Annotated in this window: 12 protein-coding genes; 10 read left to right on the forward strand and 2 right to left on the reverse strand. The window is 41.8% G+C overall.

The features are described 5' to 3' along the window. Window positions 1-66: 66 nt before the first annotated feature. Window positions 67-2,637 carry an RICH domain-containing protein gene (locus HT724_RS01515; protein WP_173276024.1) on the forward strand — a complete coding sequence of 857 codons (2,571 nt, stop codon included), beginning with the start codon at window positions 67-69 and terminating at the stop codon, window positions 2,635-2,637. A 77-nt stretch (window positions 2,638-2,714) separates the two neighbouring features. Here the strand turns inward: HT724_RS01515 and dusB are convergent, their stop codons facing one another. Then, window positions 2,715-3,695: a tRNA dihydrouridine synthase DusB gene (gene dusB / locus HT724_RS01520; RefSeq protein ID WP_173276025.1), complete on the reverse strand. Its 981-nt coding sequence runs from the start codon at window positions 3,693-3,695 to the stop codon at window positions 2,715-2,717. Next, window positions 3,682-4,554, reverse strand: a complete 873-nt coding sequence (hslO, locus tag HT724_RS01525) for an Hsp33 family molecular chaperone HslO (RefSeq protein ID WP_044790967.1) — start codon at window positions 4,552-4,554, stop codon at window positions 3,682-3,684. The genes dusB and hslO overlap by 14 nt, the downstream gene beginning before the upstream one ends. A 164-nt stretch (window positions 4,555-4,718) precedes the next feature. Here hslO and HT724_RS01530 point away from each other — a divergent pair, with 164 nt between their 5' ends. The 9 genes from HT724_RS01530 (at window position 4,719) to dltD (ending at window position 15,141) form a co-directional block, all read left to right on the forward strand. Further along, entirely contained in the window at window positions 4,719-6,146 is a 1,428-nt protein-coding gene (locus HT724_RS01530) for a helix-turn-helix domain-containing protein (RefSeq protein WP_173276028.1), read from the forward strand. 159 nt (window positions 6,147-6,305) lie between these two features. Then, complete coding sequence (gene glpK, locus HT724_RS01535) at window positions 6,306-7,814, forward strand: glycerol kinase GlpK (RefSeq protein ID WP_049511829.1); 1,509 nt, start codon at window positions 6,306-6,308, stop codon at window positions 7,812-7,814. Between the two features lie 41 nt (window positions 7,815-7,855). Further along, window positions 7,856-9,682 carry a type 1 glycerol-3-phosphate oxidase gene (gene glpO / locus HT724_RS01540; RefSeq protein ID WP_173276029.1) on the forward strand — a complete coding sequence of 609 codons (1,827 nt, stop codon included), beginning with the start codon at window positions 7,856-7,858 and terminating at the stop codon, window positions 9,680-9,682. A 69-nt stretch (window positions 9,683-9,751) separates the two neighbouring features. Next, window positions 9,752-10,456, forward strand: coding sequence for an MIP/aquaporin family protein (locus HT724_RS01545; protein ID WP_173276031.1), 705 nt, complete (start codon window positions 9,752-9,754; stop codon window positions 10,454-10,456). A gap of 227 nt (window positions 10,457-10,683) precedes the next feature. After that, complete coding sequence (locus HT724_RS01550; RefSeq protein WP_000813667.1) at window positions 10,684-10,815, forward strand: teichoic acid D-Ala incorporation-associated protein DltX; 132 nt, start codon at window positions 10,684-10,686, stop codon at window positions 10,813-10,815. A gap of 20 nt (window positions 10,816-10,835) precedes the next feature. Beyond that, window positions 10,836-12,386 carry a D-alanine--poly(phosphoribitol) ligase subunit DltA gene (gene dltA / locus HT724_RS01555; RefSeq protein WP_173276033.1) on the forward strand — a complete coding sequence of 517 codons (1,551 nt, stop codon included), beginning with the start codon at window positions 10,836-10,838 and terminating at the stop codon, window positions 12,384-12,386. Beyond that, window positions 12,383-13,627, forward strand: a complete 1,245-nt coding sequence (gene dltB / locus HT724_RS01560) for a D-alanyl-lipoteichoic acid biosynthesis protein DltB (RefSeq protein ID WP_173276035.1) — start codon at window positions 12,383-12,385, stop codon at window positions 13,625-13,627. Before dltA ends, dltB begins: the two co-directional genes overlap by 4 nt. A 13-nt stretch (window positions 13,628-13,640) precedes the next feature. Further along, window positions 13,641-13,880 (forward strand): D-alanine--poly(phosphoribitol) ligase subunit DltC, encoded by a 240-nt coding sequence (dltC, locus tag HT724_RS01565; protein ID WP_000351967.1) that lies wholly within the window; start codon window positions 13,641-13,643, stop codon window positions 13,878-13,880. Next, window positions 13,873-15,141 (forward strand): D-alanyl-lipoteichoic acid biosynthesis protein DltD, encoded by a 1,269-nt coding sequence (gene dltD / locus HT724_RS01570; RefSeq protein WP_173276037.1) that lies wholly within the window; start codon window positions 13,873-13,875, stop codon window positions 15,139-15,141. Before dltC ends, dltD begins: the two co-directional genes overlap by 8 nt. The last annotated feature ends 437 nt before the right edge of the window (window positions 15,142-15,578 follow it).

Consider the following 15,578-nt stretch of genomic DNA (forward strand, 5'->3'; position numbering starts at 1 on the left):
CAATTCATATACAGTTCATATTGAAATGATATAGTAGTGTTAAGAAAAATATTGGAGGAAATAATCATGTTTGCATCAAAAAGTGAAAGAAAAGTACGTTATTCAATTCGTAAATTTAGTATTGGAGTAGCTAGTGTAGTAGTTGCTAGTCTGTTCTTAGGAGGAGTAGTCCATGCAGAAGTGGTTGGAGGTGGGAATAACCCCACGGTTACATCTAGTGGGCAAGATAGGTTGAAGGAATATAGACAGCAGTTGATAAAAGAATTGGAAGATACGGATCTATCTAGTGATAGAAAAGCTGACTATAGAAAACAAATTGAAGATGGGAAGGACTATTCAACATTAGCGAACGTACAAAATCAATTTTATGATGAGGCTCGGACAATACGTGAGACTAAACGTAATGAGGCAGTTGTTCAAGCTAAGTTACTTCTATCTAAATATATGGAACATCGCTTAGACGAACTTACAAAATTGGAAAAACAAGATAATTCTAAAATCGGGGAGATAGTAGAGGGTGTTAAAAGTATTGTCCGAAAGTATCAAAGTATGTTTGATGAAGCTTATGATGAGGCAGAAGTGGAACAGATGAGACAAAAAGGACAAAGTGAGCTAGATAAGTTGGTAGGGGACTTTAAGAATAGTTTATCAAATCAACAAAGTAAACCATCAGGAAATTCTAATTCTTCTAATGGTAGAGGTGATACGACTAAGCCTGCGAATCAAGGATTAGATTCTGATTCACCTTCTGGAAAAGAACATAATAATCCAACTCCACCAAAAGTAGAAAATCAAGGAGGAAATATAGTTTCTACTGAAAAAACTACGGAGACAAATCTTAAAGAAGCTAAAGAAACAGCTAAAACAACTTTGGATAATTATAGAAAAAGTCGTTTAACAAAATTAAATCCAGCTGCTTTTTGGTTTGGAGACCTCTTGTTGGCGTCTCAAAAGACTTTATCCGAATATAGTGCGCAATTTGATAGTGCTTCGAGTAAAGAAGAAGTGGAAGCTCTGATAGAAAAATCTAAACAGGCAATTGATGAACTGATAGCTACTCATCAAAATAGAGAAATCAGCTTAGAGCGAAATAAGGCAAAGGAAGCGGTCACTAAACATCTAACAGGTTTATTGGATGACATCAAGAAAAATTTAGAAAAAGATCATCATATCAATACTGTAGAGCTAATTAAAAATCTAAAAGATATTGAAAAAACGTATTTGCATAAATTAGATGAATCAACCCAAAAAGCCCAACTAAAGAAACTGGTGGCAGAAAGTCGATTAAAACTAGATGAAGCTTTGTCTAACTTTAAAAAGGGCTTATCTTCTTCGTCAAATTCAGGATCCTCCACTAAACCAGAAACTCCAGAAAAATCAGAAGAACCTGCTCCAAGCAAACCTGCCGAAAAAGAGCAGAACCCATCAGGAAGCACTGCAGGAAGTCACTCCGGTTCCACCAGCTCTTCAGGAAGTTCTAGTGCTTCCACTAAACCAGAAACTCCAGAAAAATCAGAGCAACCTACTCCAAGCAAACCTGCGGAAAAGGAGCAGAACCCATCAGGTTCAACCACAGGAAGTCAATCAGGTTCCACTAGCTCTTCAGGAAGTTCTAGTGCTTCCACTAAACCAAAATCTCCAGAAAAACCAGAGCGACCTGCTCCAAGCAAACCTGCGGAAAAAGAGCAGAACCCATCAGGAAGCACTGCAGGAAGTCACTCCGGTTCCACCAGCTCTTCAGGAAGTTCTAGTGCTTCCACTAAACCAAAATCTCCAGAAAAACCAGAGCGACCTGCTCCAAGCAAACCTGCGGAAAAAGAGCAGAACCCATCAGGTTCAACCACAGGAAGTCACTCCGGTTCCACTAGCTCTTCAGGAAGTTCTAGTGCTTCCACTAAACCAAAATCTCCAGAAAAACCAGGAGAAACTACTCCAAGTAAACCATCAGGAAACGAGACAAATTCTTCATCTCTTACAAGATCTAACAGTCTTTCTCCTACTCTCTCATCTCAACTGACATCTCCTGTCCAAAAGGTATTCATGACTGAACAGGGAAATACGAAGATTACTGTTATGTTTGAAACTGCTACAGAAGCAGACACTGTCAATCTTAAAGAGGTAACAACAAAAGAAATGATTGATAATGTTACCCGTCAAACAGGGCAAGGAACAGTGCGCATATTTGATATTTCCCTTTCAAAAGATGGAAAAGAAACCCATGTGAAGGGAGAGAGAGTAGTTCGTCTTGCAATTGGTAATATTGAGTCTGAGATTCAAGTTTACCATGTGAAAGAAAATGGAGAGTTGGAGTTGCTCCTATCAACAGTTGAAAATGGGCAAGTCGTTTTCAAAACGAGTCATTTCAGCTTATTTGCGATTAAAACACTTCCTAAAAAACAAATGGTTGTCGAGCCAGAGGCAAATAGGGAAGGAAAAACTCAATCTGATGATAAGGAAATGGTTCTTCTTGCTGATAAAGCAAATCAAATGAGTGAAAATCGTTCAAATTCAGATAAAAAAGATAAGCAAGCGCTCCCATCAACTGGAACAATGTCAACGTTGCTTATGGAATTCTTAGGTCTTATATCTCTAGTAGGTGTTTATCTATTAAAAGGAAAAAAGACGGAGAATGACTAATTTCATATAGACATTGATTGCTTATATAAATCCAAGAAAAACCCGTAAACTTTAAGAGAGTTACGGGTTTTTGTCTATTATGCCTTATCCAATTGCAAGAGTGCCTCAATCTCTGCTAGGGTGCTAGCTTGTGAAATAGCTCCACGGAGTTTGGCTGCACCAGATGTTCCACGGAGGTAGTGAGGAGCGAGGCCACGGAATTCACGAACTGCGACGTTTTCTCCTTTGAGGTTAATCAAGCGTTTCAAGTGTTCGTAGGCGATCTTCATCTTGTCTTCAAAGGTCAAATCAGGTAGGATTTCTCCTGTTTCAAAGTAATGGTTGATTTGGTTGAAGAGGTAAGGATTTCCCATGGCAGCTCGGCCAATCATGACTGCGTCAGCACCAACTTCTTCGATGCGTTGCTTGGCTTCTTGGACAGTACGGATATCACCGTTGGCGATGAATGGAATCTTGGTTAGAGCTTGGGCAACCTTGTAAAGGGTCTCAAGGTCTGCGTGGCCAGTATACATTTGTTCACGGGTACGGCCATGCATAGCGAGGGCAGAAACACCTGCAGCTTCAGCGGCGAGGGCATTTTCAACTGCCAGAGATGGATCGGCCCAGCCGGTACGCATTTTGACAGTAAGTGGAATATCAAGGACAGATTGAACCTTGTTGATGATCGAGTAAATCTTGTCTGGATCCTTGAGCCACATAGCGCCAGCTTCGTTCTTCACGATTTTGTTAACAGGACAGCCCATGTTGATATCGACGATATCGGTTTTGGTGTTTTCTTGGATGAATTCTGCTGCGCGTGCTAGGCTGTCTTCATCACTACCAAAAAGTTGGATAGAAACAGGGTTTTCGCCTTTATCGATATGAAGCATGTGCAGGGTTTTTTCGTTGTTGTATTGGATCCCCTTGTCAGAGACCATTTCCATGACAACGAGTCCAGCTCCGAGCTCTTTTGCGATGGTACGAAAGGCTGAGTTTGTCACGCCAGCCATAGGCGCTAAAACGGTACGATTGGGAATCTCAACATTACCAATCATAAAAGGTGTATTAAGATTTGTCACGAATGAGTTCCTCCAGGTCCTTTTCATCAAAGTTGTAAGTCGTTTGGCAGAATTGACAAGTGATTTCTGCTCCGTGGTCTTCCTCTTTCATTTCCTGTAAGTCTGAGCTTGGAAGGCTGGCAAGAGCGTTCATAAAGCGTTCATGGCTACAGTCGCATTGGAAACGGATTTCTTCTTCAGAAAGACGCTTATAAGCCTCGTCACCGTAGATTGCCTTGAGAAGGGCTTCGATATGGTCTTCACTTTCGAGAAGCGTTGAGATAGCTGGCATTTCTTGGATGCGTTTTTCAAAGCGAGCAATCTCTTCTTCCTTGGCTCCCGGCAAGACTTGAACTAGGAAACCACCAGCAACCTTGACCTTGTCTTCCTCGTCCAAAAGGACATTGAGACCGACTGCAGAAGGGGTTTGTTGGCTTTCTGTTAGGTAGAAAGCAAGGTCTTCCCCAATCTCTCCAGAGATGAGTGGGGTCAAGGAAGTATAAGGATTTCCAATGCCGTAGTCTGTGATAACGAGAAATTGACCATTTCCAACAAAAGGTCCGACTAGAACTTCACCAGTTGCAGTCTTTTTGATGTCAACACCAGGATTTTGAACGTATCCTTTGACGTTCCCCTTGGTATCAGCGACCGTGATAATGGCACCTAGAGAGCTAGAACCCAGCACCTTAACTGTTAGTTTGGTATTTCCTTTTTCATTGGCTGCGAGAATCTGGCTAGCGATAAGAGTTCGACCAAGTGCTACAGTTGAGCTAGCTTGGGTTTGGTGTTTTTCTTGAGCAGTGCGGACGGTTTCTGTGCTATCAAGGACAAAAGCACGAAAGGCTCCGCTTTCTGATATAGTTTTAATAATTTTATCCATAGCTACTATTTTAGCATAAAAATGCCCAAAGGGGGAGCCGTGTGTTTGCTGATTTTCAGGATAATGGACCAGGAAATCAGCATGAAAATAAAAAGAGAAACAGATTATTTCAGCATTTGTAAGATTTATGCTATGCTTAAGATAGAAAATAAAAGGGGTAACAAATGTATTTAGGAGATTTGATGGAAAAGGCTGAATCTGGCCAATTTTCAATCCTTTCCTTTCTATTACAAGAGTCTCAGACGACCGTCAAGGCTGTAATGGAAGAAACAGGATTTTCAAAAGCAACCCTAACCAAATATGTCACCCTGCTCAATGACAAGGCTTTGGATAGTGGCTTAGAGCTGACTATTCACTTAGAAGATGAAAATCTGCATCTGTCTATCGGTCCAGCTACCAAGGGGAGAGAGATTCGGAGCCTGTTTTTGGAGAATGCTGTTAAATACCAGATTGTGGTCTATCTTCTCTACCACCAACAGTTTTTAGCCCATCAATTGGCTCAAGAATTGATGATTAGTGAGGCAACGCTTGGTCGTCACTTGGCTAGTCTAAATCAGATTTTGTCAGAATTTAACTTATCTATCCAAAATGGACGTTGGCGAGGTCCAGAGCATCAGATTCGCTATTTCTATTTCTGTCTTTTCCGCAAGGTCTGGTCGAGTCAGGAGTGGGAAGGTCACATGCAGAAACCAGAGAGAAAGCAGGAAATTGCTAGTTTAGAAGAAATCTGCGGTGCGAGTTTGTCTTCGGGGCAGAAATTGGACTTGGTTCTCTGGGCTCATATCAGTCAACAACGTCTTCGGGTTAATGCTTGTCAGTTCCAAGTCATAGAAGAGAAAATGCGAGGGTATTTTGACAATATTTTCTACCTTCGTTTGCATCGAAAGGCTCCTTCCTTTTTTGCCGGGCAACACCTTCCTCTAGGAACTGAGGATGGGGAGATGATGATATTCTTCTCTTTCCTCCTATCTCATCGCATTCTTCCTCTTCATACTATGGAGTATATCCTTGGTTTTGGAGGGCAGTTGGCAGATTTACTGACACAATTGATTCAAGAGATGAAGAAGGAAGAGTTACTGGGCGGTTATATAGAGGACCATGTCACCTATGAACTCAGTCAACTTTGTGCTCAAGTCTATCTCTATAAGGGCTATATTTTACAGGATCGCTACAAGTACCAGTTGGAGAATCGTCATCCCTATTTGCTGATGGAACATGATTTTAAGGGAACGGCAGAGGAGATTTTTCATGCTCTACCTGCTTTTCAACAGGGGACGGATTTGGATAAGAAGATTCTCTGGGAATGGCTGCAGTTAATTGAATATATGGCTGAAAACGGTGGCCAGCATATGCGGATTGGTCTGGATTTGACATCTGGTTTTCTTGTCTTTTCAAGGATGGCAGCCATTTTGAAACGGTATTTGGAATACAACCGTTTTATTACCATTGAAGCCTATGACCGAACTCGGCATTATGATTTGCTGGTTACCAATAACCCGATTCATAAGAAGGAACAGACACCAGTCTATTATTTAAAAAACGACTTGGATATGGAAGATTTGGCAGGGATTCGTCAGTTATTATTCACTTAAAAGACTTGGTTATTCCAGGTCTTTTTTGTGAAATTCACACAATCTACTCACATTTTTTAAAAAATTAAAAAAAGTTGATGAACAAGAAAGCGCTTTATTTTGTATACTAGTAAGTGTAAAGAGGAAACATCCTCAAGATCTTTATCAGGAGGACAGCACATGTCACAAGAAAAATACATCATGGCCATTGACCAGGGAACTACAAGTTCTCGTGCCATTATTTTCAACAAAAAAGGAGAAAAAGTTAGCTCGAGTCAAAAAGAGTTCACTCAGATTTTCCCTCAGGCAGGTTGGGTTGAGCACAATGCCAATGAAATTTGGAACTCTGTTCAGTCAGTTATTGCAGGTGCTTTCATCGAAAGTGGTGTCAAGCCAAATCAAATCGAAGCAATCGGGATTACCAACCAACGTGAAACAACGGTTGTCTGGGATAAGAAAACAGGACTTCCTATCTACAACGCAATCGTTTGGCAATCACGCCAAACTGCTCCTCTGGCTGAACAACTGAAAAGCCAAGGTTATGTGGAAAAATTCCATGAAAAGACTGGTTTGATCATCGATGCTTACTTCTCTGCTACCAAGGTTCGTTGGATTTTGGATCATGTAGAAGGCGCTCAAGAGCGAGCAGAAAAAGGGGAATTGCTCTTTGGTACCATCGATACTTGGTTGGTTTGGAAATTGACTGACGGTGCGGCTCACGTGACTGACTATTCAAATGCAGCTCGTACCATGCTTTATAACATTAAAGAACTCAAATGGGATGATGAGATTTTGGAAATCCTCAACATTCCTAAGGCTATGTTGCCAGAAGTTCGTTCTAACTCTGAAATTTACGGCAAGACAGCTCCATTCCATTTCTATGGTGGAGAAGTCCCAATCTCAGGTATGGCTGGGGACCAACAAGCAGCCCTCTTTGGACAGTTGGCCTTTGAACCAGGTATGGTCAAGAATACTTATGGAACAGGTTCTTTTATCATCATGAATACTGGTGAAGAAATGCAGTTATCTGAAAACAACCTCTTAACAACCATTGGTTACGGAATCAACGGCAAGGTTTACTATGCCTTGGAAGGTTCTATCTTCATAGCAGGAAGTGCCATTCAGTGGCTTCGTGATGGACTTCGCATGGTTGAAAATTCACCAGAATCTGAAAAATACGCTCGTGATTCTCACAATGATGATGAAGTTTATGTCGTTCCAGCCTTTACAGGTCTAGGCGCTCCATACTGGAACCAAAACGCTCGCGGTTCTGTCTTTGGATTGACTCGTGGAACAAGCAAGGAAGATTTTATCAAGGCGACTTTGCAATCTATTGCTTATCAAGTGCGTGACATCATCGACACCATGCAAGTGGATGCGCAGACAGCTATTCAAGTCTTGAAAGTAGACGGTGGTGCAGCTATGAACAATTTCCTCATGCAGTTCCAAGCTGATATTTTGGGAATCGATATCGCACGCGCCAAAAACTTGGAAACAACAGCTCTAGGAGCAGCTTTCCTAGCAGGTTTGTCAGTAGGTTACTGGAAGGATTTGGATGAGTTGAAACTCTTGAACGAGACAGGGGAACTCTTTGAACCATCGATGAACGAATCTCGCAAGGAACAACTTTACAAGGGCTGGAAGAAGGCTGTAAAAGCAACCCAAGTCTTTGCGGAAGTAGACGACTAACACTGGAAGAATAAAGCGACTTAGTTAGAAAGTGTGTAAATATGGAATTTTCAAAGAAAACACGTGAATTATCAATTAAAAAAATGCAGGAACGTACCCTGGACCTCTTGATTATCGGTGGAGGAATCACAGGGGCTGGTGTAGCCTTGCAGGCTGCAGCTAGTGGTCTAGATACTGGTTTGATTGAAATGCAGGACTTCGCAGAAGGGACATCTAGCCGTTCAACAAAATTGGTTCACGGAGGTCTTCGTTACCTTAAGCAATTTGACGTAGAAGTGGTCTCAGATACGGTTTCAGAACGTGCAGTGGTTCAACAAATCGCACCACATATTCCAAAACCAGACCCAATGCTCTTGCCAGTTTATGATGAAGATGGAGCGACCTTTAGCCTCTTTCGTCTCAAAGTAGCTATGGACTTGTACGACCTTTTGGCAGGTGTTAGCAACACACCAGCTGCAAACAAGGTCTTGAGCAAGGATCAAGTCTTGGAACGCCAGCCAAACTTGAAGAAAGAAGGTTTGGTAGGAGGTGGGGTTTACCTTGACTTCCGTAACAACGATGCGCGTCTTGTGATTGAAAACATCAAACGTGCCAACCAAGACGGTGCTCTTATTGCCAACCACGTGAAGGCAGAAGGCTTTCTCTTTGACGAAAGTGGCAAGATTACAGGTGTTGTAGCTCGTGATCTCTTGACAGACCAAGTCTTTGAAATCAAGGCCCGTCTGGTGATTAACACAACAGGCCCTTGGAGCGACAAGGTACGTAATTTGTCTAATAAGGGAACACAATTCTCACAAATGCGTCCAACTAAGGGAGTTCACCTGGTAGTGGATTCAAGCAAGATCAAGGTTTCACAGCCAGTTTACTTTGACACTGGTTTGGGTGACGGTCGTATGGTCTTTGTTCTCCCACGTGAAAACAAGACCTACTTCGGTACAACTGATACAGACTACACAGGTGATTTGGAACATCCAAAAGTGACGCAGGAAGATGTAGATTATCTACTTGGCATTGTCAATAACCGCTTCCCAGAAGCTCACATCACCATTGATGATATCGAAAGCAGCTGGGCAGGTCTTCGTCCATTGATCGCAGGCAATAGCGCTTCTGACTACAATGGAGGAAATAACGGAACCATCAGTGATGAAAGCTTTAACAACTTGATTGCGACTGTTGAATCTTATCTCTCTAAAGAAAAAACGCGTGAAGATGTTGAGTCTGCTGTCAGCAAGCTTGAAAGCAGCACATCTGAGAAGCATTTGGATCCATCTGCAGTTTCACGTGGTTCGAGCTTGGACCGTGATGATAATGGCCTCTTGACCCTTGCTGGTGGTAAAATCACAGACTACCGTAAGATGGCTGAAGGAGCTATGGAGCGCGTGGTTGACATCCTCAAAGCAGAATTTGACCGTAGCTTTAAACTCATCAATTCTAAGACTTACCCTGTTTCAGGTGGGGAATTGAACCCAGCAAATGTGGATTCAGAAATCGAAGCCTTTGCGCAACTTGGAGTGTCACGTGGTTTGGATAGCAAGGAAGCTCATTACCTAGCAAATCTTTACGGTTCAAATGCACCGAAAGTCTTTGCTCTTGCTCATAGTTTGGAACAAGCGCCAGGCCTCAGCTTGGCAGATACCTTGTCCCTTCACTATGCAATGCGCAACGAGTTGGCTCTGAGCCCAGTTGACTTCCTTCTTCGTCGTACCAACCACATGCTCTTTATGCGTGATAGTTTGGATAGCATCGTTGAGCCAGTATTGGATGAAATGGGACGATTCTATGATTGGTCAGAAGAAGAAAAAGCAGGCTACCGTGCGGATGTCGAAGCGGCTCTCGCTAACAACGATTTAGCAGAATTAAAAAATTAAGAAAAAATAAAAGAGGTGGAGGGCAGCATTCCTTGCCGCCCGCCCCTTCTTTTTAATGGAGACAGAAAGATGATGAATGAATTATTTGGAGAATTTCTAGGGACTTTAATCCTGATTCTTCTAGGAAATGGTGTTGTTGCAGGTGTGGTTCTTCCAAAAACCAAGAGCAACAGCTCAGGTTGGATTGTGATTACTATGGGTTGGGGGATTGCAGTTGCGGTTGCAGTCTTTGTATCTGGAAAACTCAGTCCAGCTCATTTAAACCCAGCTGTGACCATCGGTGTGGCCTTAAAAGGTGGCTTACCTTGGGCTTCCGTTTTCCCTTATATCCTAGCTCAGTTTGCAGGGGCTATGCTGGGTCAGATTTTGGTTTGGTTGCAATTCAAACCGCATTATGAGGCAGAAGAAAATGCAGGCAATATCCTAGCCACCTTCAGTACTGGTCCAGCTATCAAAGATACTGTATCAAACTTGATTAGTGAAATCCTAGGAACCTTTGTTTTGGTCTTGACAATTTTTGCTTTGGGTCTTTACGATTTTCAGGCAGGTATCGGAACCTTTGCAGTGGGGACCTTGATTGTCGGTATCGGTCTATCACTAGGTGGGACAACAGGTTATGCCTTGAACCCTGTGCGTGACCTTGGACCTCGTATCATGCACAGTATCCTTCCAATTTCAAACAAAGGAGACGGAGACTGGTCTTATGCCTGGATTCCTGTTGTGGGACCTGTTATCGGTGCAGCCTTGGCCGTGCTTGTATTCTCACTTTTCTAATCTAGAAAACAATTATGTTGATAGAGCTTGAGATGAAAATCTCGGGTTCTTTTCTTTTAAAATATTCATCGAAAAACCGCATAATCCTTAAAATAAACTGAAATCTATTGAAAACATACGGTAAACAATTGAAAAACTAGTCTATAAAGTGGTACAATAGTAGAAAAATACTATAGTAAGAGTCTATCTTATTTAGCAAAAATTACAGAAATGAATGGTTTTTCTTGATGAAACAGAGAAAAGAATTGTACCTCTTTCTTGGTCGGACAGCCTTGTATTTTCTTATCTTTCTAGGGCTGCTTTACTTCTTTAGCTATCTTGGTCAGGGTCAAGGAAGCTTTATCTATAATGAATTTTAACTTGAAGGAGAATTCCTATTGTGTCAAATAAACCAATAGTAGATATGATTGAAACCATTGAGCATTTTGCTCAGACACAGCCTAGCTATCCTGTTTACAATGTTTTGGATCAGGAACACACTTATGGAGATTTAAAGGCTAATTCGGATAGTTTAGCTACAGCCATTGACCAACTAGGCTTGCCTGAGAAGTCTCCTGTGGTCGTTTTTGGTGGCCAAGAATATGAAATGTTGGCAACTTTTGTAGCCTTGACTAAGTCAGGACATGCCTACATTCCCATTGACAGTCATTCGGCCTTGGAGCGAGTTTCGGCTATTTTAGAAGTAGCGGAGCCAAGTTTGATTATTGCCATTTCAGACTTTCCAGTGGAGCAGGTTTCTACACCGATGATGACTCTAGCTCAGGTTCAAGAAGCCTTTGCTCAAGGGTCTAGATATGAGATCACGCATCCAGTCAAGGGAGATGATAACTACTACATCATCTTTACTTCTGGTACGACTGGTAAGCCTAAGGGAGTGCAGATTTCACATAATAACCTCCTCAGCTTTACTAACTGGATGATTACGGACAAGGAATTTGCGACGCCAAGTCGTCCGCAAATGCTGGCTCAGCCACCTTATTCTTTTGACCTGTCTGTCATGTACTGGGCGCCGACCTTGGCGCTGGGTGGTACGCTTTTCGCTCTTCCTTCAGCTATTACTCAGGACTTTAAGCAACTCTTTGCGACTATCTTTTCATTGCCAATCGCTATCTGGACATCAACCCCTTCTTTTGCGGATATGGCCATGTTGTCAGAAGACTTTAATAGCGAGAAAATGCCTGGGATCACGCATTTCTACTTTGATGGCGAAGAATTGACGGTTAAAACGGCTCAAAAACTGCGCGAGCGTTTCCCAAATGCCCGTATTATCAATGCCTACGGCCCAACAGAAGCGACAGTGGCTCTGTCAGCAGTTGCCGTGACAGACGAGATGTTAGCGACTCTCAAACGCCTACCAATCGGCTATACCAAGGCTGATTCTCCAACCTTTATCATTGATGAGGACGGAAATAAACTGCCAAATGGCGAACAGGGAGAAATCATTGTTTCTGGGCCAGCTGTTTCAAAAGGATATATGAACAATCCTGAAAAAACAGCGGAAGCCTTCTTTGAGTTTGAAGGTCTGCCAGCCTATCACACAGGCGATGTGGGAACCATGACAGATGAAGGCTTGCTTCTCTACGGCGGACGAATGGACTTCCAGATTAAGTTCAACGGTTACCGCATTGAGTTAGAAGATGTCTCTCAAAACCTCAACAAGTCTCGCTTTATCGAGTCTGCTGTCGCAGTACCGCGCTATAATAAGGACCACAAGGTACAAAATCTGTTGGCCTATGTCATCTTAAAAGATGGTGTCCGTGAACAGTTTGAGCGTGATATCGATATTACCAAGGCTATCAAGGAAGACTTGACAGATATTATGATGTCTTATATGATGCCGTCCAAATTCCTTTACCGAGACAGTTTGCCACTGACTCCAAATGGAAAGATTGACATCAAAGGATTGATTAACGAGGTGAATAAGAGATGATGGAGTTCTTTCAACAGCTTCCTCATTTAGAGCCATATGGCAATCCTCAGTATTTTGTCTATGTGATTGCTGCAACCTTGCCCATCTTTATCGGCCTCTTTTTCAAGAAACGCTTTGCCTGGTATGAAGTGCTGGTTAGCCTCTTCTTTATTGTCACCATGTTGGTAGGTGGGAAGACCAATCAGTTGGTTGCCTTGGGTATTTACCTTTGCTGGGAAATATTGCTCCTGCTTTTCTACAAGCATTATCGAAAAAGCAAGGATGGCAAGTGGGTCTTCTACTTAGTTAGTTTTCTGTCCCTCCTTCCGATTATCCTTGTCAAGGTGCAGCCGGCTATCAATGGAACGCAGTCTTTGCTTGGGTTCTTGGGAATTTCTTACCTGACCTTTCGTTCGGTTGGGATTATCATCGAGCTGAGAGATGGAGTGATTAAGGATTTTACTCTCTGGGAATTCCTTCGTTTCCTTCTCTTCATGCCGACTTTTTCAAGTGGTCCAATCGATCGCTTTAAGCGATTTAATGAAAATTATCAGACCATTCCTGAGCGAGATGAGTTGCTGGATATGCTGGATGAGTCTGTTCGCTATATCATGTGGGGATTTTTGTATAAGTTTATCCTAGCTCATGTTTTAGGAGAGACCTTACTCCCTCCTCTGAAGAATTTAGCCCTGCAGTCAGGTGGTTTCTTTAACCTCTATGCCTTGGCAGTTATGTATACCTTTGGTCTGGAACTCTTCTTTGACTTTGCAGGTTATTCTATGTTTGCCTTAGCCATTTCAAATTTGATGGGAATCCGTAGCCCCATCAACTTTAACAAGCCCTTTTTATCAAGGGATTTAAAAGAGTTTTGGAATCGTTGGCACATGAGCCTCTCTTTCTGGTTCCGTGACTTTGTCTTTATGCGAATGGTCATGGTGTTAACCAGAAAGAAAGTCTTTAAAAATCGTAATGTAACCTCAAGTGTGGCCTACATTGTCAATATGCTGATTATGGGATTTTGGCATGGAGTGACTTGGTACTACATCGCCTATGGACTCTTTCATGGGATTGGATTGGTCATCAATGACGCTTGGGTTCGTAAGAAAAAAACACTCAATAAGGAACGGAAAAAAGCAGGGAAGACTGCCCTACCTGAGAATCGCTGGATTCAGTTGCTTGGCATGGTTATCACTTTCCATGTCGTCATGCTGTCATTCTTGATCTTTTCTGGGTTCTTGAATGATTTATGGTTTAAAAAATAAAAGGAAATAAAATATGGATATCAAATCAGAAGTTATCGAAATTATTGATGAGTTGTTTATGGAAGATGTTTCTGACATGATGGATGAAGATCTTTTTGATGCAGGTGTCTTGGATAGTATGGGAACGGTTGAGTTGATTGTGGAGATTGAGAACCGTTTTGACATTCGTGTCCCTGTAACAGAGTTTGGTCGCGATGACTGGAATACAGCTAATAAAATTATAGCTGGTATTGTGGAGCTACAAAATGCTTAAACGCTTATGGATGATCTTCGGACCGGTCTTGATAGCTGGTTTGTTGGTTTTTCTGCTCATTTTCTTTTATCCTACTGAGATGCATCATAATCTAGGAGCTGAAAAGCGTTCAGCGGTGGCTACTACTATCGATAGTTTTAAGGAGCGAAGTCAAAAAGTCAGAGCACTATCTGATCCAAATATGCGTTTTGTTCCCTTCTTTGGCTCTAGTGAATGGCTTCGTTTTGACGGTGCTCATCCTGCGGTATTAGCTGAGAAATACAATCGCTCCTACCGTCCTTATCTTTTAGGACAGAGGGGAGCTGCATCGCTTAACCAGTATTTTGGAATGCAACAGATGTTGCCACAACTGGAGAATAAACAAGTTGTGTATGTTATCTCACCTCAGTGGTTCAGTAAAAACGGCTATGAGCCAGCAGCCTTCCAGCAGTATTTTAATGGAGACCAGTTGACCAGTTTTCTGGAACATCAATCTGGAGATCAGGCTAGTCAATATGCGGCGACTCGCTTACTACAGCAGTTCCCAAACGTAGCTATGAAGGATTTGGTTCAGAAGTTGGCAAGCAAAGAAGAATTATCGACGGCAGACAATGAAATGATTGAATTATTGGCTCGGTTTAATGAACGCCAAGCTTCCTTTTTTGGTCAGTTTTCAGTTAGAGGCTATGTCAATTATGATAAGCATGTAGCTAAGTATTTAAATACTTTGCCAGACCAGTTTTCTTATCAAGCTATAGAAGATGTCGTTAAATCAGATGCTGAAAAGAATACTTCCAATAATGATCTGGGAATGGAAAATGATTTCTATAATAAGCAGATCAAGAAGGATTTGAAGAAATTAAAGGATTCTCAGAAAAACTTCACCTACCTCAAGTCGCCAGAGTATAATGACTTGCAGTTGGTTGTAACACAGTTTTCTAAATCTAAGGTCAACCCGATTTTTATCATTCCACCTGTTAATAAAAAATGGATGGACTACGCTGGTTTACGAGAGGATATGTATCAACAAACGGTGCAGAAGATTCGCTACCAGTTAGAAAGTCAAGGTTTTACCAATATAGCAGATTTTTCTAAGGACGGTGGGGAAGCTTTCTTTATGAAGGATACCATTCACCTTGGTTGGTTGGGTTGGTTGGCTTTTGACAAGGCAGTTGATCCTTTCCTATCCAATCCCACACCAGCTCCGACTTACCATCTGAATGAGCGCTTTTTCAGCAAAGATTGGGCGACTTATGATGGAGATGTCAAAGAATTTCAATAGGTGAATATAGAAGTGGAGGCTGGGATAAAAATATTTTTATTTTAGGGATTCTTTATTATAAATTTCTAAAATCGATAGATTAGACAAAAAAGCGAACAAGACAGAATTCTGAGTGTCAGAAAACTCGTTTGTTCGCTTTTTATATTTAAGGTTAGACTTTTGTCCCAGATTTTTTTTATTAATCTTTAGGCTATCACAGATTATTCTGCCTGTTTTCATTTTACTTATTGAAAGTATTGTCAGAGAATCTGGAAACAGGAGCTCCTTCAGAATATTATATTAGCATTTACTTGACTGTTCTTTTATTGGAGAGAAGACTTATCATATGCTATAATTTTAGGTAAGAAGCACTTAGAAACAGTGTATTTAAATATAGTACTCTTCAAAAATCTTTTCAAACCACCTCAGCGTCGCCTTACCGTAGGTATGGTTACTGA

This window comes from Streptococcus sp. k-402, assembly GCF_013277515.1.
Classification (GTDB): domain Bacteria; phylum Bacillota; class Bacilli; order Lactobacillales; family Streptococcaceae; genus Streptococcus.

What these genes read in the sequence shown, in the direction of transcription:
- HT724_RS01515 (WP_173276024.1), top strand. Translation starts at nt 67, where the DNA reads ATGTTTGCATCAAAAAGTGAAAGAAAAGTACGTTATTCAATTCGTAAA.
- hslO (WP_044790967.1), bottom strand. Translation starts at nt 4,554, where the DNA reads ATGGATAAAATTATTAAAACTATATCAGAAAGCGGAGCCTTTCGTGCT.
- HT724_RS01530 (WP_173276028.1), top strand. Translation starts at nt 4,719, where the DNA reads ATGTATTTAGGAGATTTGATGGAAAAGGCTGAATCTGGCCAATTTTCA.
- glpK (WP_049511829.1), top strand. Translation starts at nt 6,306, where the DNA reads ATGTCACAAGAAAAATACATCATGGCCATTGACCAGGGAACTACAAGT.
- glpO (WP_173276029.1), top strand. Translation starts at nt 7,856, where the DNA reads ATGGAATTTTCAAAGAAAACACGTGAATTATCAATTAAAAAAATGCAG.
- HT724_RS01545 (WP_173276031.1), top strand. Translation starts at nt 9,752, where the DNA reads ATGATGAATGAATTATTTGGAGAATTTCTAGGGACTTTAATCCTGATT.
- HT724_RS01550 (WP_000813667.1), top strand. Translation starts at nt 10,684, where the DNA reads ATGAAACAGAGAAAAGAATTGTACCTCTTTCTTGGTCGGACAGCCTTG.
- dltB (WP_173276035.1), top strand. Translation starts at nt 12,383, where the DNA reads ATGATGGAGTTCTTTCAACAGCTTCCTCATTTAGAGCCATATGGCAAT.
- dltC (WP_000351967.1), top strand. Translation starts at nt 13,641, where the DNA reads ATGGATATCAAATCAGAAGTTATCGAAATTATTGATGAGTTGTTTATG.
- dltD (WP_173276037.1), top strand. Translation starts at nt 13,873, where the DNA reads ATGCTTAAACGCTTATGGATGATCTTCGGACCGGTCTTGATAGCTGGT.